Source organism: Rheinheimera pleomorphica (assembly GCF_011634895.1).
GTDB lineage: Bacteria > Pseudomonadota > Gammaproteobacteria > Enterobacterales > Alteromonadaceae > Alishewanella > Alishewanella pleomorphica.
This window is the reverse complement of the sequence record NZ_SIRR01000012.1, coordinates 195,892-214,789: the sequence shown is the minus strand read 5'-3', so window position 1 is coordinate 214,789 and position 18,898 is coordinate 195,892. Positions and strand designations below refer to the sequence as shown.

Sequence of the window (18,898 nt, the reverse complement as noted above, 5' to 3'; positions counted from 1 at the left end):
CATGCAAACACTGGTTTTATACAGCACCTGGGGCTGCCATTTGTGTGAGCAGGCAGAGCAGTTATTACGCGATGCCAGCCAGCCGTTTCAACTGGTGGATATAGTGGATGATGAACAAGCCTTTGCCCGCTACCGGTTCGCAATACCGGTGCTGAAAAGAGGCGACAACGAATTATACTGGCCGTTTGATGCGGCGCAGCTGGTAACATGGCTTAAGGATGTACAGTAGTGGAGTTATTACGTTTTCAACAGGCGTGTTTAGCCTTTGGTACCCACCCGATTTTAGATCACGTCGATTTTAGCTTATTCAGCGGCGAGCGGGTGTGTCTGGTTGGCCGCAATGGCGCTGGCAAATCATCATTTTTAAAACTGCTGACCGGTCAGCAAAATTTGGATGACGGCCAGATTGTTGTCAATACCGGGGTCGTAATCAGCCGCTTAGAGCAAGACCCACCAGCAAAAATGGATGTGAAAATTGCCGATTTTATCCGTGAAGGCGCCGGTGATTTGGCGGCTAAGCTGCAGCAATTTTATACCTTGTCTGAAAACTTAGACGGTGCCTCTGACGCCGATTACCGGTTGTTTGAACAGCTGCAGGCTGAAATGGATACCCGTGATGGTTGGGGTTTAGAGTCACGCGTTACCGATTTATGCCAGCAATTTGAGATGAACCCGGATGCCAGTTTGGCCACCTTATCAGGCGGTTGGCTGCGTAAAGCCGCATTGGCACGGGCGTTAATTGCCAAACCGGATATTTTGCTGCTGGATGAGCCGACGAACCATTTAGACGTAGCGGCTATTCAGTGGCTAGAGCAGTTTTTACTGAATTTCTCCGGCGCCATTATTTTTATCTCGCACGACCGCGCCTTTATCCGCGCGCTGGCCAGCCGCATTATCGATTTAGACCGCGGCCAGTTAACGTCGCACCCGGGTAATTATCAGGAATATCTCGATCGCAAACAAAAGATGCTGGAAGACGAGCAGCAGCACAATGCGTTGTTTGATAAAAAACTGGCCGAGGAAGAAGTGTGGATCCGCCAGGGCATTAAAGCCCGCCGCACCCGCAATGAAGGCCGGGTAAGGGCACTTAAAGCACTGCGCCGTGAACGCGCCGAACGGGTAGAAACCTTAGGCAAGGTTGATTTTAATATTGAGCAGGCCGACCGCTCCGGCAAGCTGGTGTTTGAAACCAAAGCCATCAGCTGCGCTTTTAACGGTAACACCATTATCGACAAACTGGATTTACTGGTGATGCGTGGCGACCGTATTGCGCTGGTGGGGCCAAATGGTGTTGGTAAATCTACGCTGATAAAGTTACTGCTGGGCGATTACAAGCAAGATAGTGGCGAGATTAAACGCGGCACCAACATTGAGGTGGCCTATTTTGATCAGCATCGCATGGCGCTGGATCTGGAAGCGACGGTGCAGGATAACGTGGCCGAAGGCAAACAGGAGATTACGCAAAATGGCAAAACCCGCCATGTGCTGAGCTACCTGCAGGACTTTTTGTTCCCGCCGGCGCGGGCCCGTACACCGGTAAAAGCCTTGTCGGGTGGTGAAAAAAACCGGCTGTTACTGGCTAAATTATTCGCCAGGCCCAGCAACCTGCTTATTCTCGATGAGCCAACCAACGATTTAGACGTTGAAACCCTGGAGCTGTTGGAAGATATATTACAACAATATCAGGGCACGGTATTACTGGTTAGTCACGACCGGGAGTTTGTCAATAACACCGTGACCAGCTCACTGCTATTTGCCGGCGAGGGCCGTATTATCGAGATCGCCGGTGGTTATGATGATGTTATTGCTTACCAGCAACGGCAGCAATCGGCGGTGGCGGTACAAAAAGTGACAAAAAACACCGCTGAAGTAGCAGAACAAACGCCGCTGCAGGCTTCTGTTAACAGCACTAAGAAGTTATCATACAAAGAAAAACGCGAACTGGAACAGCTGCCAGCGTTAATAGAGCAGTTAGAAGCTGAGCTGGAAACCTTGCAAGCCAAGGTAAATGACGCCGAGTTTTTTAAACAAAGCAGTGAACAAACTCAGAGCACGTTGAACCTATTGCAACAGACCGAGTCGAAGCTGGCGCAAGCGTACGCGCGCTGGGAACAACTAGACGCATAAAAAGAAGTAAATTTAGGGGCTTAGAATGAAGTTATCTCGCATCAGTCTGGCGATACTGCCGCTGTTAAGTGTGTGTTCGGTACAGGCGGCCGTTTATAACGTCGTAGAGATTGGTGAAGTAGCGCAAGTGAAGGCCACTTATGCCTCAGCACTGAATGACGCTGGCGCCGCAGTGTTTAACGGCGCTATTCGCGGCAGCGTGCGCGATGCAATCACTGGAAATGAGTCTGGCGTATTTCAATATTACAATTTCCCCATTCGGCTGGATGCTATTGATTTTGAGAACGAAACGGTACAAGGCTTTTTTAGTGATGAGCAGCTGGCTGATGTAAGCAACGGTATTATTACCAATGACATTTTAGCCATTTTGTTGCAGCGTAACCCGTCAGGCCAACCTATAGGTAATGCGATTAGTTATCTGTTAAATGGCACCGGCGGTGCGCAGAATATTTTGCTGCGTGACACCGCAGCAGAACGCGGTAATAGCGAATATCTGTACGATATTAACAATAGCGGGGTAGCCGTTGGCGTAGCAACTACCACTTTTGAGCTGCAAAGCTTTACGCCTGCACCAACAGAAACGGTGCCCGAGCCTGTGGCTAAAAACGTTTGGCTGCCGCAACAGGGCTACCGGCTTGGCGTAGTGGTGCAGGACGGTGTGACGACAGCGCTGCTGCCGCCTTATCAGGAATTCGGTGGTGGCTTTTCCGGTGCCAACGGCGTCAGTGACGATGGTCGTATTGCCGGCTATGGTAGTACAGGCATGTCAGAAGCGTTGCAGGAAACACTGACGACAGCTTGTGATGGTGAAGCGGAACCTGTGGCACTGTGTTTATACAAAAATACGGTGAGCAGTAGCGATGCCAGCCGTTATCAGCAACGTGCAATGTTGTGGCAATTACAAGCGGATGGCAGTGTCACAGATCCGCTGGTGCTGGGCTATCTGGGTGATAAGAATAGCGGTGAAGCCTACACCGATGAAGCGATTGCCGTGAACTATGATAGCTACAATCAGGCCAATGCAGTAAATACTAAAGGTATTGCCGTGGGCCATTCGATGTACAGTGACTCTGAGCGCAAGGTGCGCTATCAGTCGAATGTTGACCAGGCGGCATATCGTCAGGCGCATGCGACATTGTTTGTCGATGGACAAGCCTTACCTATGGTTGATCCAAACGAATGGTTTGTTTTTAGCACTAATGCCGCTTTGCAGGTGGGCAGTAGCGCTGTAGATATTAATGAAAATGATATTGCCGTCGGTTACGCCAGTAAGGTGATAAGCGGTAGCGTAAAACGGAAAATGTTTTACTACGACTATGGCTTGGGCGAAACAACCTTTGTCGATGGTTTCTTTAACAGCTCAAACACCATGCCAAGCGCAATTAATGATAATAATCAGATAGTTGGCAACGCAGAGGTTGTTGTGGCCGGAACAACGAGCCGGCGCCAGCATGGCTTTGTTTATGATATTACGACAGACAGCTTTCGCGATCTGAATAGCTTAATCAGCTGTGACGCGCCCTATACGCTGGTAGATGCAAAAGACATCAACAATAATGGTGAAATCCTGGCAACGGCTATTGTGGAAAAAGAGCGTAAAGATTTATTGGGCGAGGTGATTGTCGATGAACAAGGCAATCCGGAAATGGAAGAGGTGGCCATTACCGTAAAATTGCAGCCGGTAGCTAATGGCGAGCCTGATAGCTGTGGCAGCGATCAGACGCAATATGAGCGGCAGGGCGGCAGTGCCGGTTTTGTCACTTTGTTGCTAGGCGCAGGCCTGTTGTGGTGGCGACGCAGAAAAGCCTGATACTAAAAAGTAACAAAGCTGCTGCGGCAGCTTTTTTTATCTGTATCAATTTATTACTGCTAAACGCTATTAAAAAAATTCAAATTAGCACGATTAGTTCTAAATAAATTTGTCATCAAATTCTAAACAACATCAGCTTGTTAGCCGATGTCAAGTAGTAAATCTGTCACTGTCAGATTGAACCTTTGTCAGCACTGGACTATCAATTAAAGGTAACCGTAACCTCTGTTACAGTTATTTTTATCATCCAAAGTTGAGGAAGACTGCCGTATGAAAAGACAAAAACGTGATCGTCTGGAACGTGCTCATGCTCAAGGTTATCGTGCCGGTGTAACCGGACGGTCTAAAGAAATATGCCCATATCAAGGTTTAGATACGCGCTCACAATGGTTAGGAGGCTGGCGCGAAGCCATCGAAGATCGCAACATTGGATTATTTAATAAAGGCCAGTAGTTTTTTCGTTATTGCCCACAGTTTAAAAAGCCCCGCTCAAATTACCTGGCGGGGCTTTTACCTTGTAAGACGCAGCCTAAACGCTTAGAAGCTGGATGTATCCTGGAATAAACCTACTTTAAGATCAGTCGCAGCATAGATATCACGGCCGTCGACACTGACTACGCCATCGCCAATTCCCATAAACAGTTTGCGCTTAATGACCCGCTTCATATTAATGGTGTAGGTGACTTTCTTTGCCGTGGGTAAAATCTGGCCGGTAAATTTAACTTCGCCAACACCCAGAGCCCGGCCTTTGCCCGGACCGCCAGACCAGCCCAAAAAGAAACCGACTAACTGCCACATCGCATCCAGACCTAAACAGCCAGGCATCACCGGATCGCCTTTAAAGTGGCAAGCAAAAAACCACAAGTCTGGTGTGATATCCAGCTCAGCAATGATTTGGCCCTTGCCGTACAAGCCGCCTTCTTCGGAAATGTGCACTATGCGATCCATCATCAACATGTTATTTGACGGTAACTGGCTGTTGCCTTCGCCAAATAATTCACCATTGCCACAGGCAATTAAATCTTCTTTTGTAAAGCTATTCTTAGTCATGTATGTTTAATCCAGTGAAAATGCCGGGCCACTTTAGCGAACACTTGTACGCTAAACAAGTCCGATTTGTAAGAAGTATCATTTTAGCTATTCGCCAGCCTCTGGCTGAGTGTATGACAGTGTTATGACCTAAGAGTGACAACATGAGCAATTCGAGTGGAAAAGCGCTGACTAATGCCGAAAAACAGCAACGATACCGGCAGCGGCAGAAACAGTCTGGTAAAAAAGAGCTGCGCGGTTATCTGACACCGGAAGCGTTAAGCTGCTATGCCGAAATACAACAAAAAACGGATTGGAGTGACAGTACCTTGTTAAGTAATGCTATCCGGCTGATGTATGCGGCGCATAAATGTGGCCAGGTGGGTATTTTAAATAGCTGGCTGACCGAGCATAAGCGTTGAATAGTGCTGTTGCTGGTGTTGCCCGGGCCTAATCGGCGGTATAATGCGGCCAGTTTATCAAGCTATGAGTATCGTTAATGATTTTGTTTGTCCGGGATCTAACCGTAATTGATTTTTCTTACCTGTGCCAGACGCGTGGCATGCTGGGTGAAAGTTTTATTGTCGATGTTGAACTGCATGGTGGCCTGGATAACGCGTCGATGGTGCTGGATTTTAGCCTGGTAAAAAAAGTGATTAAGCAGGCCATCGATCAGCTACTTGACCATAAACTGGCGGTACCTGGTCAGGCGCAGGCATTACAGTTAAACGGCGACGCTGATTATAGCGTGCTGAGTTTTCAAAGCGCACGGGGCCGCATTCAAATGGCGGCGCCGGCTCAGGCGGTAGCCGTTGTGCCAAGCCCGCAAATAGATGTGCACAGTCTGACAGCATTTTTGCATGACAAGTTAATGCCGCTGTTACCGGCACATGTTAAACAGCTGGTATTAAACCTGCGGCCAGAAGCCAGCAACGGTTTTTATTACCACTATAGTCATGGTTTAAAAAAGCATGACGGTAATTGCCAGCGCATTGCGCATGGCCATCGCTCTACCATTCAAATTTATACCGATGGCATGTTGGCACCACGGCTGAATAAATACTGGAGTGAACGTTGGCAGGATATCTATTTGGCTACGGCCGAAGATATCGTTGATGCCAAAACCTTGCAGCATTTACAAGCTGAGCCACAGGATTACTGTTTTGCCTATCGGGCCGGGCAGGGCTGGTTTGAACTGTCAATGCCACGGGCACATTGTGAAATTGTACCCTGCGATACCACGGTTGAGTGCCTGGCGGATTATATCGCGGCCCAGTTGAAACAACAGGAGCCGGATAAACAGTATAAGGTTGTTGCATATGAAGGTGTGGCTAAAGGCGCTATCGCTGTTAGTTAGTCTGGGGTTACCAGCGCAGGCGTTTGACGATTTACAACTTGAGGGTGAACTAACTCAGGGCAGCCTGATCCGCGGCCAGCTGGCGGGGGTTAGCCGGGTGTTATTTAATAATACAGAACTGATGCTGACCGACGATGGTCGCTTTGTGTTTGGTGTGGGCCGCGATGCGCCTGCTGAGCACCAGTTGGTGCTGCAACGAGATGGTAAAACACACCAACGTACCTTAGTATTTAAACCACGTCAGTATGCTATCCAGCATGTCAATGGGGTGGCGCAAAAGTATGTTACACCGCCGGCCGAGGTGACTGAGCGTATAAAACGCGATAACCAGAAAGTACGGCAGGTTCGTGCGACGCTAAGCCGATTGCCGTATATTTTTGCCCAGCCGCTGATGCCGGCACAAGGCCGTATTTCAGGTGTCTATGGCAGCCAAAGGGTGTTTAACGGTGAGCCGCGTAATCCACATTACGGGCTGGATGTAGCCGCCCCGGTTGGCGCCAGCGTGATAGCACCACTTAGCGGCACCGTGCTGCTGGCAGAAGATTTATACTACTCCGGCCTGACACTGATTATCGACCATGGTTTTGGTGTCAGTTCAACCTTTATGCACCTGAGTCGTTTTACCGTTCAAACCGGTGATAAGGTGCAGCAAGGCGATAAAATTGCCGAAGTGGGGGCTACGGGCCGGGTAACAGGACCGCATCTTGACTGGCGGATAAACTGGCAACAGGAGCGGTTGGACCCGGCATTGCTGCCGGGTTTAGTGCTTGACGACCTGACACCTTAAAGCAGGTTTAATGCTTCTTCTCTGATGCCAGCCAACGCTGGCACTTGTCTTCATTAACAACACTAAGCACCGCAACCTGCTGCGGGGCCACATCCAGAAGCAGTGTGGTGTCGAGCAAACGGTCTTTGCGATAAAAGTGCAGCTGAGCTTTGCTACCTGGCGCATAACGGCTGAGCAACGGTGCCATACTGGCGGCGCTGATTTTGCGGCCGTCGATAGCCAGCAGCTGATCGCCAACCATTAACCCGGCCTGATGTGCGCTGCCGCCATGATACACCTGACTTAGCTGAAGCAAGTTATTAACCACCTTGGTTTGGGCACCGATATAGATAGCCTGCGCATTAGCCGGCTTGCCGCCAACATCCTCGCCATGCTGCATAGGACGCAGCGCTAACTGCAGGCCCAACTCCGCTAACACTTGCTGAAGCGGCAGCGGCTCAGGCTGAGTTAACCAGCGGGTAGTTAAACAGGCCAGCTCATCCAGCCCCAGCTGTTGCAATACTTCAGACAGCGCGTCGTCCGGTGTACCCGTTGGCAGATAAGTTTGCCATAGCTGGCGCACAAGCTGTTGCAGACTATAGCCGGCAGTACGTAGCTTGGCGTCCAGACACAGTGCTAACAAGGCACCTTTGGCGTAATAACTGACCACTGCGTTAGCGGCATTTTCATCCTGCTTATAAAACTTAGTCCAGGCGTTAAAGCTGCTGTCTGTCAGGCTTTGCGCGCTATCACTTGGGTTACGTGTAACGCGACTAATGGTTTTCTCCAGTGTTTTTATATAGCGGGGTAGATCAATAAGACCGGCTTTGACTAAGGCTAAATCATCAAAGTAAGACGTAAAGCCTTCATACAGCCACAGCTGGGGCGTGTACTGCTCTGCACTTAACTGATACGGATGAAAGCAGGCAGGTTTTAACCTTTTTACCCACCAGGTATGAAAATATTCATGGCTACACAGTGCCAGCAGGTTTTGATAATTGTCATCTGGCGGTGTATTGCCAGGCGGCGGTAAGTCAAAGCGGCTGCACAGTAACAGGGTTGAGTGCATATGCTCCAGGCCACCATAACCGTCATCGGTTACCCAGAGTAAAAACCAATAGTGTTTCAAATCGTCCGGTAAGGCACCAAACACGCCGATTTGTTGCTGGCAAATGCGCTGTAAATCGCTGGTAAAACGGGCCAAATCAGTAAGATTATCACCGCTAACGACCAGATAATGTGGCACCTTGTTAAGGGTAAAAGACGCAACGGAAAAACGGCCGGCCAAAATAGGGCTATCAATCAGGTTGTCGTAGTTGTCAGCCAGATATTGACCAAAGCCGAGCTCAGCGGTATTTGCCGCCCGGGTTAACGCTGTGGCCAGGCGCCAGTTTTTACAGCTGGCCATTGCAGGCTTAATGATCTTCAGCCGGTGTGGTAGTGCCTGCAAGCCTTCGACCGCCAGACACAGGCATGCCGGATTAAGCACCGCCAGCTCATCGTCAATATATGCTGCCCGCACTGACATGTCATAGGCATAAACGCTATATTGGATGCTAACCGGGCTGTCGTTGCAGTTCAGCTGCCAGCGCTGTTTATCCAGTTGTGTCAGTAACAACGGGCCCGATTTATCATGGGCATGAATGGCCGTAATATTGCGGGCAAAATCACGGATCATATAACTGCCGGGGATCCACGCCGGTAAGCTCAGCTGATGCACTGTCTGTACCGGGCTAAAGGTTAAGCTGACTTGGATCAGATGGGCGCCAATGTCCGTGATATCGAACTGATAGTTTACAGATTTCATTGTATTACTCTTTGCCTGCCACCGCCGGGCGTATTAAGCTGGCTATTATGCCGTTAAAACAGGGGAAGGAAAACGTTATGGCAACAGAAACGGTGTTCAGTAAAATTATCCGCCGCGAAGCCAGCGCTGATATTTTATATCAGGATGATTTGGTGACGGCTTTTCGCGACATTCGGCCACGGGCTCCGGTGCACATTTTATTAGTACCAAACCAGCTTATTCCAACAGTGAACGATGTCGAAGCCCGGCACGAAGCAGCATTAGGGCGTTTATTTACCGTTGCGCGCAAGCTGGCGGCAGAGCATGGTATCGCTGATAAAGGTTACCGGCTGATCATGAACTGCAACGCGCATGGCGGGCAGGAGGTGTATCATATTCATTTGCATCTGGTGGGTGGCCGGGCGCTTGGGCCTATGTTAAGCCGCTAAGCAGCTATTTCTGTGCATTACGGTTGCAATCGCGTCTAACTCTTATAAAATTCGCCGCCTTAACGCAAAACGACATCACAGCCTGAGTAACCACTATGAATAACGAAGCACTGATCGCAAAACGGATGGAACATGCCATTACCCGTGTCACCAAAACGGTATTTCCCGGGCGCACTAACCATCACAATACGTTGTTTGGTGGCGAAGCCCTGGCCTGGATGGATGAAGCCGCCTTTATTGCTGCAACGCGTTTTTGCCGCAAGCCTCTGGTGACAGTCAGCTCTGACCGGGTTGATTTTAAGGAGTCTATTCCGGCCGGCACCATTATAGAGCTGGTGGCCAAAGTAGAGCATGTCGGGCGCACCAGTATCCGTGTTCATGTCGACATTTTTGTTGAGCATATGTACAACGATGATCAACACAAAGCCATTTCCGGCAGCTTTACCTTTGTTGCGCTGGGGCCGGACAGAAAACCGACGCCGGTGCTCGGCTAAAATAGTACAGGCGAATGCGATTAACGCTTAGACAAACACGGTCAGTGGTTAAGGTATTTGGCCGCGCTTTGGTTATAATCGGCCGATTAACAGCTCGGCCTGCAGGTTGATATTTTGTATAAAGCATTTGAAGATCGCAACCGTCAGTTCTGGATCCTCCATACCTTAGGCTGGCTTGGTTTTGCTATCGTCAATTATCTGAACTCGCTGGTACTGGAAACCCGCGATGCATATCTTATTGTTGTGGCGCTGGATTCTTACTTAGGCTGGTTAATTACTATACCGCTGCGCTATGCCTATCAACGGATTTGGCATTGGGTGCCGTGGAAACTGGCATTAACCGTACTGTTGCTGGCTTTCTTAACGGCAGCAATTTGGACAGCGGTGCGCAACTTTAATTACTGGGAAATCTATCGCCATGGCGCGCGCCCGGACGACTGGCTAAAATACATCCGCGATACGCCGTTTGCGTTTTACGTAATGCTAAGTTGGAGCGGCTTATATTTTGGCATTAAGTACTATCAAACCCTGCAGCTGGAAAAGCAAAAACTGCTAACTGCCACCAACAAGGCGCACGAAGCGCAGCTTAAAATGCTGCGCTATCAGCTAAACCCGCATTTTTTATTTAATACATTAAATGCCATTTCCACCCTGGTATTAATTAACGAAACCGACACGGCCAATAAAATGGTGACAAGGCTTAGTGACTTTTTACGCTATTCGTTGTACAAAGATCCCATTAACAAGGTGCCGCTGGAACAAGAGGTTTACGCGGCGCGGTTGTATTTAGAAATTGAAAAAGTGCGATTTTCTGAGCGCTTAGCAGTGGTGTTTGATTTGGAAGACGGCACAGAAAAGGCGTTGGTACCCAGTTTAATCTTGCAGCCGCTGATCGAAAACGCGATAAAGTATGCTGTCGCCAGCCAGATTAATGGTGGCGAAATTGCTATAACGGCAAAAAAGTTTGGCCACGATTTATTGTTGGAAGTGGCGGACAATGGCCCGGGCATGAATATTACCAATGGGTTACCGAAAAGCAGCGATAGCGGTGTCGGCCTGGTCAATACCAAAGAGCGGTTGTCGGCACTGTATGATAATAATTTTGCCCTGGTGTTAACCCATAACCAGCCGCGCGGTTTAAAAGTAAATATCAGAATTCCATTACAATTAGAAAAAACGGAACAGGAACATGCTTAAGGTAATAGTAGTCGATGATGAACCTTTAGCCCGCAAGGGAATGATGGTGCGCCTGGCAGAGTTTGCCGAACTGGATGTGATTGCCCAGTGTAGCAATGGCCAGCAGGCAATAGAGCAGATCGCAGAGTTAAAACCGGATTTAGTCTTTTTAGACGTCGAAATGCCCGGTATGGACGGCTTTGCTGTGCTAAAGCAGTTGCAGGCAGAGCAGGTGAGCTTGCCCTACATTATCTTCGTCACGGCGTATGACCACTATGCGTATAATGCCTTTGAAGTGAATGCACTGGACTATGTGTTAAAACCGGTTGAACCTGAGCGGTTAAAGCAGGCGGTAGAAAAAGTACTGAAGATTTATCAGGCACAGGATACGCAAAAGCATAAGGGGCAACTGGCTGAAGCCGTTGCAAAATTAACCGGTGATGATGCCGACAATATCTTACAACGTTTAGATAATGCTGAGCCTGTCGTTAACGACCGTTTTCCCGATGCCATCAGCATAAAAGATAGCGGTGAAATCACCCGGGTACCGGTAGCGGCAATAGAGTGGGTGGATGCTGCCGGCGATTATATGTGTATTCATACCCGTGATGGTCAAACGCATATTTTAAGGCGCACCATGAAAGAGTTGGAGCAAGAGCTGGACCCTAAACTGTTTGTCCGTGTGCATCGCTCTGCCATCGTCAATGTGCACACTATAGCTAAGCTGCAAATGCTGGCGAATGGTGAGCATCAGTTGATGCTCACCAATGGCCAGGCAGTAAAAGTAAGCCGCAGTTACAAAGACCGCGTAAAACAGGTGTTTAACCAGTAAGCGGTGATCAGTCGCTGGCAATATATTGTTGCCAGCGTACCAAATAGGGGTCTATCTGCTTTTTCTTATCGCCGGTTTGTGCCAACGGATATAACACGGCCCGCTGGCTGACTTCGCCAGCCATTACCAAATGGGCTCCCTGCACTAATTGCTCTACCGCAAAAGCCCCCAGCTTGGTTGCCAGAATTCTGTCAGCGCCGACCGGTGAGCCTCCGCGTTGAATATGGCCCAGTATACAGGCGCGGCATTCAATGCCCAGCTCAGCGCATAGCGCTTCGGCCAGTGCTGTCGTTCCCCCCGGGTAGCTGTTCTCTGCAACAACGATAATGTAACTGCTTTTACCGCGCAAAAGCTGTGCATGTTGTATTGGCGTCAGCAGGCTGTTGAGATCGTCTAAACGGCCAAATTCAGGACAGATAATCTGCTCTGCACCGGCAGCAATACCCGCCGATAGCGTGATATAACCGGAATGTCGTCCCATCAGCTCCACCAGAAAAATGCGCTCAAAGGCATCTGCGGTGTCGCGGATTTTATCAATTGCATCCAGCGCCGTATCAATGGCGGTCGCAAAGCCAATAGTGTAGTCGGTACCGTCGACATCGTTATCAATAGTGCCCGGTACGCCGATGATTTGCCCCCGATAATGCGCTGCTATTGCCAAAGCGCCGCGAAAGCTGCCATCACCGCCGATAATGATTAGCGCATCTAACGCTAAGTTGTGCAGTGCGTCGGCCGCTTGCTGTGCCCCGGCGTCGCTATGCAGGGCTTTGCAGCGGGCACTTTTTAACACAGTACCACCATGCTGGATAATATGTTGTACATGCTGCGGCAGCAGTGTCTGGTAATCTTGTTCCAGCAAGCCGTTAAAACCATGCCGAAAGCCAATGACATCGATATTGTGCGCGGCACCAGTGAGCACTATGGCGCGGATGGCTGCGTTCATACCCGGCGCATCACCGCCGGACGTTAGTACACCAATACGTTTGATCATTGTCCTGCTCACTCAGAGTTGCTTAATACAACAGTATAACGGCCATTCACACCAGGCTAACTTGATATGCCGCAACAGTTAGTACATTAGTCGAGTCTGCCGCGCAATACTACAGACAAACAGGGGGGAATAAGCGAAAATATAATAACGTCCACCATACAGCGACTTGAGCCTGAACAGGCCGCACCGGAACCACACTAATGCACCAGACCACAGGTAAAAGCATGTTAGGGCTGCTATTGGCGCTGACGACTGCCATTTTATGGGGCATCTTGCCGATAGCATTGAAAATGCTGCTGGATATTATGACGGCGAACACCATCACAGCGATCCGCTTTGTCTCTGCCGCACTGATTGTGGGGCTTTGGCTGGCGGCCCGCGGCAAACTCCCCAGGCTGGCCTTACTGCGCAGCCGCAAAATTGCCTGGCTGCTGCTTATTGCCGTCATGGGGCTGTTATCTAACTATATTATGTACCTGAGCGGGCTAAACTTTTTAACGGCTGAAACCGGCCAGGTGGTGATTCAGTTAGCGCCCTTTTTGATGATGCTAGGCGGCGTGATCATTTTTAAAGAGCGTTTGCTGTTGTGGCAAAAAGCAGGGGCCTTATTGCTGGTTGCCGGTTTACTGTTGTTTTTTAACGAGCGACTGGTCGCGCTGATACTGCAGGCAGGTACTGAGACGCTGGGCGTTTTGTTAATTATAGCGGCGGCGGTTACCTGGGCTGGCTATGCACTGGCGCAAAAGCAACTGCTAGTGCATTTGGGCTCAAAACAAATTATGTATCTGTTGTATGTTGCCGGCAGTGTCGCCTTTTTACCGCTGGCCGATTACCGGCCTTTTATTGATATGAGTTTGCTGCACTGGGGCTTACTGATTTTTTGCTGTCTGAATACAGTCGTCGCTTACGGCGCCTTTGCCGAAGCACTGCACCATTGGGAAGCGTCTAAAGTCAGCGCCGTACTGGCGGTCACGCCGTTGTTTACCATACTGTTTGCCGCTTTAGTGGCCTGGTGGTTTCCGGCTTATTTAACGGCACAGCCGCTTAATCTGTGGTCCTGGCTGGGAGCGGTGTTCGTTGTCGCTGGCTCGGCACTTACGGCGTTGGCACCGCAGTTTGTGCAGTACCGTGAAGCGCGACGGGTCAGAAAGCTGCAACGGGATGTGTTTTAAACCAGAAATAGAAAAGGGCTCAATGAGCCCTTTGCATCAATGTAACAGAGACAGTGCTATTTAACCTGCACAATTTTGCAGGTGTTAGAAGCACCGACGGTTTCCATCACATCGCCATGCGTCATAATCACCAGATCGCCACTTTTCAGGCCGGCTTTGTCACGTACGGCATCGATAGCCGCATCGGCCAGCAGCTGACCATTCAATGCCGTGCTGTCAAAAAATGCCGGGTAAACACCGCGGTACAATGCCATTTTATTCAATGTCTTGGTATGGCGAGACAGCGCATAAATTGGCTGTGGCGAGGTAATGCGCGACATCAGTTTAGCGGTGTAACCAGACTCTGTCAGGGTAATAATGGCTTTAATGCCTTCCAGATGATTCGCTGCGTACATGGCTGATAAAGCGATAGTTTCGCTGATCTCAGTAAAGGTGACATCCATGCGGTGCTTAGAAATTTGCACACTGGGGTGCTTCTCGGCACCATCACATACGCGGGCCATCGCTTTTACTGTTTCAGTCGGGTATTTACCGGCTGCCGTTTCGGCTGACAACATGACCGCGTCCGTGCCATCAAGTACGGCATTGGCCACATCCATTACTTCAGCGCGGGTCGGCATTGGGCTTTCAATCATCGACTCCATCATCTGGGTGGCGGTGATCACCACACGATTGAGCTGACGCGAGCGGGCGATAATGCGTTTTTGCTGACCGACTAACTCAGCATCGCCAATCTCAACACCTAAATCGCCACGGGCAACCATTACCGCATCAGAGGCGCGGATAATATCATCCAGGGTGTCGTTATCGGCAACGGCTTCGGCGCGTTCAATTTTCGCCATAATACGGGCCTCAGAGCCGGCTGCCTGTGCCAGCTCACGTGCCAGACGTAAATCATCGCCACAACGCGGGAAAGATACAGCCAGAAAATCGACATCAATTTGAGCGGCAGTAACAATATCGCGTTTGTCTTTTTCGGTCAGGGCAGGGGCTGTTAATCCGCCGCCCTGGCGGTTAATGCCTTTATTATTGCTCAGCTTACCGCCAACGGTAACAGTGGTATGTACCCGGCTACCTTCCACCCGGTCAACAGTTAGCTGAATACGGCCATCATCCAGCAACAATAAGTCACCGGCGTTAACGTCCTGGGGTAACTCTTTGTAATCAATGCCTACTTGCTGCTCGTCGCCTTCACCTTTTGCCAGCTGGGCATCCAACACATAAGGCTGGCCTTCTGCTAACAGCACGGCGCCGTTTTTAAAGGTAGACACACGAATTTTCGGACCCTGTAAATCGCCTAAAATAGCGACATGTGCACCAAGCTTGTCTGCTGCAGCGCGCACCATAGCGGCCCGTTCGCGATGGTCATCAGCACTGCCATGCGAGAAATTTAACCTGAAAACCGACGCTCCGGCTTGAATCAGTTTTTCAATCGACTGTTGCGTGCTGGTAGCCGGACCAAGGGTGGCGACAATTTTAGTTCTTCTGTGCATGGTGTTTTCCTGCTTGTTGCAAAGAGGGTGTATGACCTGACGTTAGTGTAATGTAATTTTATTACAGAATACAGCAACAGGATGAAGAAAAGCGACAGGTTGGCGCAGTTGGCAAACAACTGCGCCCGCCATCAGTTATTGAAGTCTTTTTTATCAAAGCGTGAGCCGCGCAGGCTGTCTTTTACCTTTTTCAGGTTTTCACGGAACTTGCTACCCCGGCGTAGCGTAAAGCCAGTGGCCAGAATATCAATCAGTACCAACTGCGCCACCCGTGATGCCATTGGCATATACATGTCGGTATCTTCCGGCACATCCAGCGACAATACCAGGGTGCATTCTTTGGCGAGTGGGCTGTCATAGGCGGTAATGCCTATCACGGTGGCATCATTTTCGCGGGCGATAGCGGCAATGTCACACAAGTTTTTCGTCCGTCCGGTATGACTAATACACACAACAACATCCCCCTCAGCGCTATTTATCGCGCTCATACGCTGCATAACGATGTCATCAAAACACACCACAGGTACGTTAAAACGGAAAAACTTATTTTGTGCATCATGTGCCACAGACGCTGAGGCACCCAGGCCAAAAAATGAAATCTTTTTCGCCTGAGTTAACACATCAACAGCCCGATTAACTGTATTGATATCAACATGTTGCCGTGCTGTGTCGAGTGCAGCCATGGTGGATTCAAAAATTTTAGCGGTGTAGGCTTCAGGCCCGTCTTCTTCTTCAACATGGCGGTTAACGTAAGGCGTGCCATTGGCCAGGCTTTGCGCCAAGTGCAATTTAAAGTCGGGAAAGCCCTTGGTATCGAGACGGCGACAAAAACGATTAACCGTTGGTTCACTGACATCTGCCATTTTAGCCAAAGCCGCTATACTGCTGTGAATAGTAGTTTGCGGGTTAGCCAGAATGACGTCTGCTACCTTGCGTTCTGACTTACTAAAATTGTTGACGCTATTAACGATTTTTTCCAGCACGTTCATCCGGCGATTCCTGACTTATAATTAGGCTGATACAGGGTGTAACACAGCATGTCGCTCTTCAGATCGGTTATCAGAATGGTATTAAATTTACCACAAAACCACAGATCGATTGCTAAGGCTGCCTTATTATATAAGAATAGTCAAAACATTACGCAATCTGTAATTTAATTACAAGATATCCGGTTTACAACCCCGTTATGCTGCGCTAGTATGGCTTAAGTGTTGTAAAATTACATCTAAATCAAGGGTCAGTTATGACGACAACAGCACAGAATTCGGCATGTGATTTAATTTTGTTTGGTACTAAGGGCGATTTAGCCCGGCGCAAGCTATTACCGGCAATGTATCAGCTGGAAAAAGCCGCTTTACTCTGCCCTGAGTCACGCATCATCGGTGTAGCACGTGACGATATGTCTACAGAAGCTTATGCCGAGCTGGTGCTAACCAACTTGAATAAGTTTTTAAAAGAGCCGCTGGACCAAGATGTCTGGCAGCGCTTACAACAAAAACTGGTCTATGTTCAGCTGGACCTGACAAACGAGCAGGATTACAACAAGCTGTCTGCAGTAACCGATAGCAGTAAACGGGTACCGGTAAGTTATTTTGCTACGCCGCCGTCATTATTTGGTGCTATTTGTAAAGGCCTGGCGGTAGCCGGATTGGCCGCAGAGCCGGCACGGGTAGTACTTGAAAAACCGATTGGTCACGATCTGGCTTCATCGAAAGTAATTAACGATCAGGTGGCCGAGTTTTTTAAAGAAAGTCAGATTTATCGTATCGACCATTACCTGGGCAAAGAAACAGTGCTGAATCTGTTAGCCCTGCGTTTTGCTAACGCCATTTTTGCTGGTAACTGGGATCATAATTCTATCGACCATGTGCAGATCACCGTAGCAGAGGAAGTGGGCGTTGAAGGCCGCTGGAGCTATTATGATGATGCCGGCCAAATGCGCGATATGGTACAAAACCATTTACTGCAGGTATTAACACTTATCGCCATGGAGCCGCCGGCACGGCTGGATGCGGACAGTATCCGCGATGAAAAGTTAAAGGTGCTCAAAGCGCTGCGCCGTATTGATATCAGCAATATTCAGGAAAAAACCGTGCGCGGCCAGTACGCCAGTGGCTTTGTTGCCGGCAAAGCGGCGCCCGGTTACCTGGAAGAAGAGGGCGCGCGGGCGAACAGTAAAACCGAGACCTTTGTCGCCATTAAAGTGGATATCGACAACTGGCGCTGGGCAGGCGTGCCGTTTTACCTGCGTACCGGTAAACGCATGGCGTCGAAACTCAGTGAGGTGGTGATTTGCTTTAAGCCGCAACCGCACAATATTTTTCATGCTACGTACAGCCAGTTACCGGCGAATAAACTGATTATTCGTTTACAGCCTGATGAAGGCGTGGAAATTCAGGTATTAAATAAAATTCCTGGCCTGGGCGAGCATATGCGCTTGCAGGAAAGCAAACTGGATTTAAGTTTCGACGAAACCTTTAAATCGCAGCGTATTGCTGATGCCTATGAGCGCTTGCTACTTGAAGCCATGTTAGGCAACCAGTATCTGTTTGTCCGCCGCGACGAAGTAGAACATGCCTGGAAGTGGGTAGATAGCATTCTGGATGCCTGGAAAACCAGCAATGAACCGCCAAAAACCTATCAGGCCGGCAGCTGGGGCCCGGTAGCGGCCATTTCGATGCTGGCACGCGATGATCGTAACTGGGAGGAATAAGCCATGATGCAGCTAAACCAGTTCAACGATACCGCAGCGCTAAATCAAGACTTTGCTAAGCGCTTAGCCGATATTCTGCGCCAGGCTATCGCCGAGCGTGATGCGGCCTATTTAGTGGTATCGGGCGGTAAAACGCCGCAAGCATTGTTTCAAACCTTGAGCCAAACTGATCTGCCATGGCACAAAGTAACAGTGTTATTGGCCGATGACCGTTGGCTGGATGCCAGTCACAACGATTCGAACGAGCGCCTGGTCAAAGCCAGCTTGCTACAGCATAAGGCCAAAGCAGCCCGTTTTATTAGCTTGTACGCCAATACCAGCTCGGCATTTGACGGCGTAGCGCAGGTATTACCGCGTGTTGCTGCACTACCGACCTTCGATGCTGTGATCCTGGGCATGGGTGAGGATGGCCATACCGCATCCTTGTTTCCCTGCAGTGAACAAATTCAGCAAGGTCTAATGATGGATGCACCGGCAGTGCTTGCCGTGCAGCCTGCTAGCGCGCCGTACCAGCGGTTGTCACTCAGTTTGCCGCGGCTGTTAAACAGCCGGCACATTTTCCTGCATCTGGTCGGCGCCAATAAACTTTCAGTACTGGATAAAGCGATGGCGGATAACGACATTTACGCTATGCCTATCCGGGCCTTTTTACAACATCCTGTTGCTGATGTAACAGTGATGTATACAGCGAAGTAGGGGATAG

At 49.6% G+C, this 18,898-nt stretch carries 19 protein-coding genes; 14 read left to right on the top strand and 5 right to left on the bottom strand.

What is annotated here, in order from left to right:
* Window position 1 precedes the first annotated feature (1 nt).
* The 4 genes from EYB30_RS14140 to rmf all read left to right on the top strand — a co-directional run bounded on the left by EYB30_RS14140 (window position 2) and on the right by rmf (window position 4,390).
* The gene (locus EYB30_RS14140; RefSeq protein WP_166839551.1) at window positions 2-229 is read left to right on the top strand and encodes a glutaredoxin family protein; all 228 of its coding nucleotides are present in this window, start codon (window positions 2-4) and stop codon (window positions 227-229) included.
* On the top strand, window positions 229-2,127 hold the full coding sequence (uup, locus tag EYB30_RS14135; RefSeq protein WP_166839550.1) for an ATP-binding cassette ATPase Uup: 1,899 nt from the start codon (window positions 229-231) through the stop codon (window positions 2,125-2,127). The genes EYB30_RS14140 and uup overlap by 1 nt, the downstream gene beginning before the upstream one ends.
* A gap of 25 nt (window positions 2,128-2,152) precedes the next feature.
* Entirely contained in the window at window positions 2,153-3,937 is a 1,785-nt protein-coding gene (locus tag EYB30_RS14130) for a DUF3466 family protein (RefSeq protein WP_166839549.1), read from the top strand.
* A gap of 270 nt (window positions 3,938-4,207) precedes the next feature.
* Entirely contained in the window at window positions 4,208-4,390 is a 183-nt protein-coding gene (rmf, locus tag EYB30_RS14125; protein WP_166839548.1) for a ribosome modulation factor, read from the top strand.
* An 84-nt stretch (window positions 4,391-4,474) separates the two neighbouring features.
* Here rmf and fabA read toward each other — a convergent pair whose 3' ends face one another.
* The gene (gene fabA, locus EYB30_RS14120; protein ID WP_166839547.1) at window positions 4,475-4,987 is read right to left on the bottom strand and encodes a bifunctional 3-hydroxydecanoyl-ACP dehydratase/trans-2-decenoyl-ACP isomerase; all 513 of its coding nucleotides are present in this window, start codon (window positions 4,985-4,987) and stop codon (window positions 4,475-4,477) included.
* Between the two features lie 143 nt (window positions 4,988-5,130).
* Here fabA and EYB30_RS14115 point away from each other — a divergent pair, with 143 nt between their 5' ends.
* The 3 genes from EYB30_RS14115 (at window position 5,131) to EYB30_RS14105 (ending at window position 7,110) form a co-directional block, all read left to right on the top strand.
* Entirely contained in the window at window positions 5,131-5,388 is a 258-nt protein-coding gene (locus EYB30_RS14115; RefSeq protein WP_166839546.1) for a hypothetical protein, read from the top strand.
* Window positions 5,389-5,465: 77 nt separating this feature from the next.
* Window positions 5,466-6,323, top strand: a complete 858-nt coding sequence (locus EYB30_RS14110) for a 6-carboxytetrahydropterin synthase (RefSeq protein WP_166839545.1) — start codon at window positions 5,466-5,468, stop codon at window positions 6,321-6,323.
* Window positions 6,286-7,110, top strand: coding sequence for a M23 family metallopeptidase (locus EYB30_RS14105; RefSeq protein ID WP_166839544.1), 825 nt, complete (start codon window positions 6,286-6,288; stop codon window positions 7,108-7,110). Before EYB30_RS14110 ends, EYB30_RS14105 begins: the two co-directional genes overlap by 38 nt.
* A gap of 7 nt (window positions 7,111-7,117) precedes the next feature.
* Here the strand turns inward: EYB30_RS14105 and EYB30_RS14100 are convergent, their stop codons facing one another.
* A complete protein-coding gene (locus EYB30_RS14100) occupies window positions 7,118-8,896 on the bottom strand; it encodes a M61 family metallopeptidase (protein ID WP_166839543.1) in 1,779 nt (592 codons plus the stop codon).
* A 77-nt stretch (window positions 8,897-8,973) separates the two neighbouring features.
* Between EYB30_RS14100 and EYB30_RS14095 the strand changes: the two genes are divergently transcribed.
* The 4 genes from EYB30_RS14095 to EYB30_RS14080 all read left to right on the top strand — a co-directional run bounded on the left by EYB30_RS14095 (window position 8,974) and on the right by EYB30_RS14080 (window position 11,826).
* A complete protein-coding gene (locus tag EYB30_RS14095; protein WP_166839542.1) occupies window positions 8,974-9,324 on the top strand; it encodes an HIT domain-containing protein in 351 nt (116 codons plus the stop codon).
* A gap of 95 nt (window positions 9,325-9,419) precedes the next feature.
* Window positions 9,420-9,818, top strand: a complete 399-nt coding sequence (locus EYB30_RS14090; RefSeq protein WP_166839541.1) for an acyl-CoA thioesterase — start codon at window positions 9,420-9,422, stop codon at window positions 9,816-9,818.
* Between the two features lie 114 nt (window positions 9,819-9,932).
* Window positions 9,933-11,015: a sensor histidine kinase gene (locus EYB30_RS14085; RefSeq protein ID WP_166839540.1), complete on the top strand. Its 1,083-nt coding sequence runs from the start codon at window positions 9,933-9,935 to the stop codon at window positions 11,013-11,015.
* Window positions 11,008-11,826: a LytR/AlgR family response regulator transcription factor gene (locus tag EYB30_RS14080; protein ID WP_166839539.1), complete on the top strand. Its 819-nt coding sequence runs from the start codon at window positions 11,008-11,010 to the stop codon at window positions 11,824-11,826. The genes EYB30_RS14085 and EYB30_RS14080 overlap by 8 nt, the downstream gene beginning before the upstream one ends.
* Window positions 11,827-11,833: 7 nt before the next feature.
* Here EYB30_RS14080 and EYB30_RS14075 read toward each other — a convergent pair whose 3' ends face one another.
* Window positions 11,834-12,817: a 6-phosphofructokinase gene (locus EYB30_RS14075; RefSeq protein ID WP_166839538.1), complete on the bottom strand. Its 984-nt coding sequence runs from the start codon at window positions 12,815-12,817 to the stop codon at window positions 11,834-11,836.
* 200 nt (window positions 12,818-13,017) lie between these two features.
* On the opposite strand from EYB30_RS14075, the gene EYB30_RS14070 reads away from it, so the two are divergent.
* Complete coding sequence (locus EYB30_RS14070) at window positions 13,018-13,989, top strand: DMT family transporter (RefSeq protein WP_166839537.1); 972 nt, start codon at window positions 13,018-13,020, stop codon at window positions 13,987-13,989.
* 56 nt (window positions 13,990-14,045) lie between these two features.
* Here EYB30_RS14070 and pyk read toward each other — a convergent pair whose 3' ends face one another.
* Window positions 14,046-15,482 (bottom strand): pyruvate kinase, encoded by a 1,437-nt coding sequence (gene pyk / locus EYB30_RS14065; protein WP_166839536.1) that lies wholly within the window; start codon window positions 15,480-15,482, stop codon window positions 14,046-14,048.
* 131 nt (window positions 15,483-15,613) lie between these two features.
* Window positions 15,614-16,471: a MurR/RpiR family transcriptional regulator gene (locus EYB30_RS14060; protein WP_166839535.1), complete on the bottom strand. Its 858-nt coding sequence runs from the start codon at window positions 16,469-16,471 to the stop codon at window positions 15,614-15,616.
* Window positions 16,472-16,725: 254 nt separating this feature from the next.
* Here EYB30_RS14060 and zwf point away from each other — a divergent pair, with 254 nt between their 5' ends.
* Both zwf and pgl read left to right on the top strand, forming a co-directional pair.
* Window positions 16,726-18,195, top strand: a complete 1,470-nt coding sequence (gene zwf, locus EYB30_RS14055) for a glucose-6-phosphate dehydrogenase (protein WP_166839534.1) — start codon at window positions 16,726-16,728, stop codon at window positions 18,193-18,195.
* A gap of 3 nt (window positions 18,196-18,198) precedes the next feature.
* Window positions 18,199-18,891 (top strand): 6-phosphogluconolactonase, encoded by a 693-nt coding sequence (gene pgl, locus EYB30_RS14050; RefSeq protein ID WP_206674650.1) that lies wholly within the window; start codon window positions 18,199-18,201, stop codon window positions 18,889-18,891.
* Window positions 18,892-18,898: the final 7 nt, after the last annotated feature.

Bases quoted from the DNA above. Each gene is read 5' to 3' on its own strand.
- EYB30_RS14140 (WP_166839551.1), top strand. From the start codon at position 2: ATGCAAACACTGGTTTTATACAGCACCTGGGGCTGCCATTTGTGTGAG.
- EYB30_RS14130 (WP_166839549.1), top strand. From the start codon at position 2,153: ATGAAGTTATCTCGCATCAGTCTGGCGATACTGCCGCTGTTAAGTGTG.
- rmf (WP_166839548.1), top strand. From the start codon at position 4,208: ATGAAAAGACAAAAACGTGATCGTCTGGAACGTGCTCATGCTCAAGGT.
- fabA (WP_166839547.1), bottom strand. From the start codon at position 4,987: ATGACTAAGAATAGCTTTACAAAAGAAGATTTAATTGCCTGTGGCAAT.
- EYB30_RS14115 (WP_166839546.1), top strand. From the start codon at position 5,131: ATGAGCAATTCGAGTGGAAAAGCGCTGACTAATGCCGAAAAACAGCAA.
- EYB30_RS14110 (WP_166839545.1), top strand. From the start codon at position 5,466: ATGATTTTGTTTGTCCGGGATCTAACCGTAATTGATTTTTCTTACCTG.
- EYB30_RS14105 (WP_166839544.1), top strand. From the start codon at position 6,286: ATGAAGGTGTGGCTAAAGGCGCTATCGCTGTTAGTTAGTCTGGGGTTA.
- EYB30_RS14100 (WP_166839543.1), bottom strand. From the start codon at position 8,896: ATGAAATCTGTAAACTATCAGTTCGATATCACGGACATTGGCGCCCAT.
- EYB30_RS14095 (WP_166839542.1), top strand. From the start codon at position 8,974: ATGGCAACAGAAACGGTGTTCAGTAAAATTATCCGCCGCGAAGCCAGC.
- EYB30_RS14090 (WP_166839541.1), top strand. From the start codon at position 9,420: ATGAATAACGAAGCACTGATCGCAAAACGGATGGAACATGCCATTACC.
- EYB30_RS14080 (WP_166839539.1), top strand. From the start codon at position 11,008: ATGCTTAAGGTAATAGTAGTCGATGATGAACCTTTAGCCCGCAAGGGA.
- EYB30_RS14075 (WP_166839538.1), bottom strand. From the start codon at position 12,817: ATGATCAAACGTATTGGTGTACTAACGTCCGGCGGTGATGCGCCGGGT.
- EYB30_RS14070 (WP_166839537.1), top strand. From the start codon at position 13,018: ATGCACCAGACCACAGGTAAAAGCATGTTAGGGCTGCTATTGGCGCTG.
- pyk (WP_166839536.1), bottom strand. From the start codon at position 15,482: ATGCACAGAAGAACTAAAATTGTCGCCACCCTTGGTCCGGCTACCAGC.
- EYB30_RS14060 (WP_166839535.1), bottom strand. From the start codon at position 16,471: ATGAACGTGCTGGAAAAAATCGTTAATAGCGTCAACAATTTTAGTAAG.
- zwf (WP_166839534.1), top strand. From the start codon at position 16,726: ATGACGACAACAGCACAGAATTCGGCATGTGATTTAATTTTGTTTGGT.
- pgl (WP_206674650.1), top strand. From the start codon at position 18,199: ATGATGCAGCTAAACCAGTTCAACGATACCGCAGCGCTAAATCAAGAC.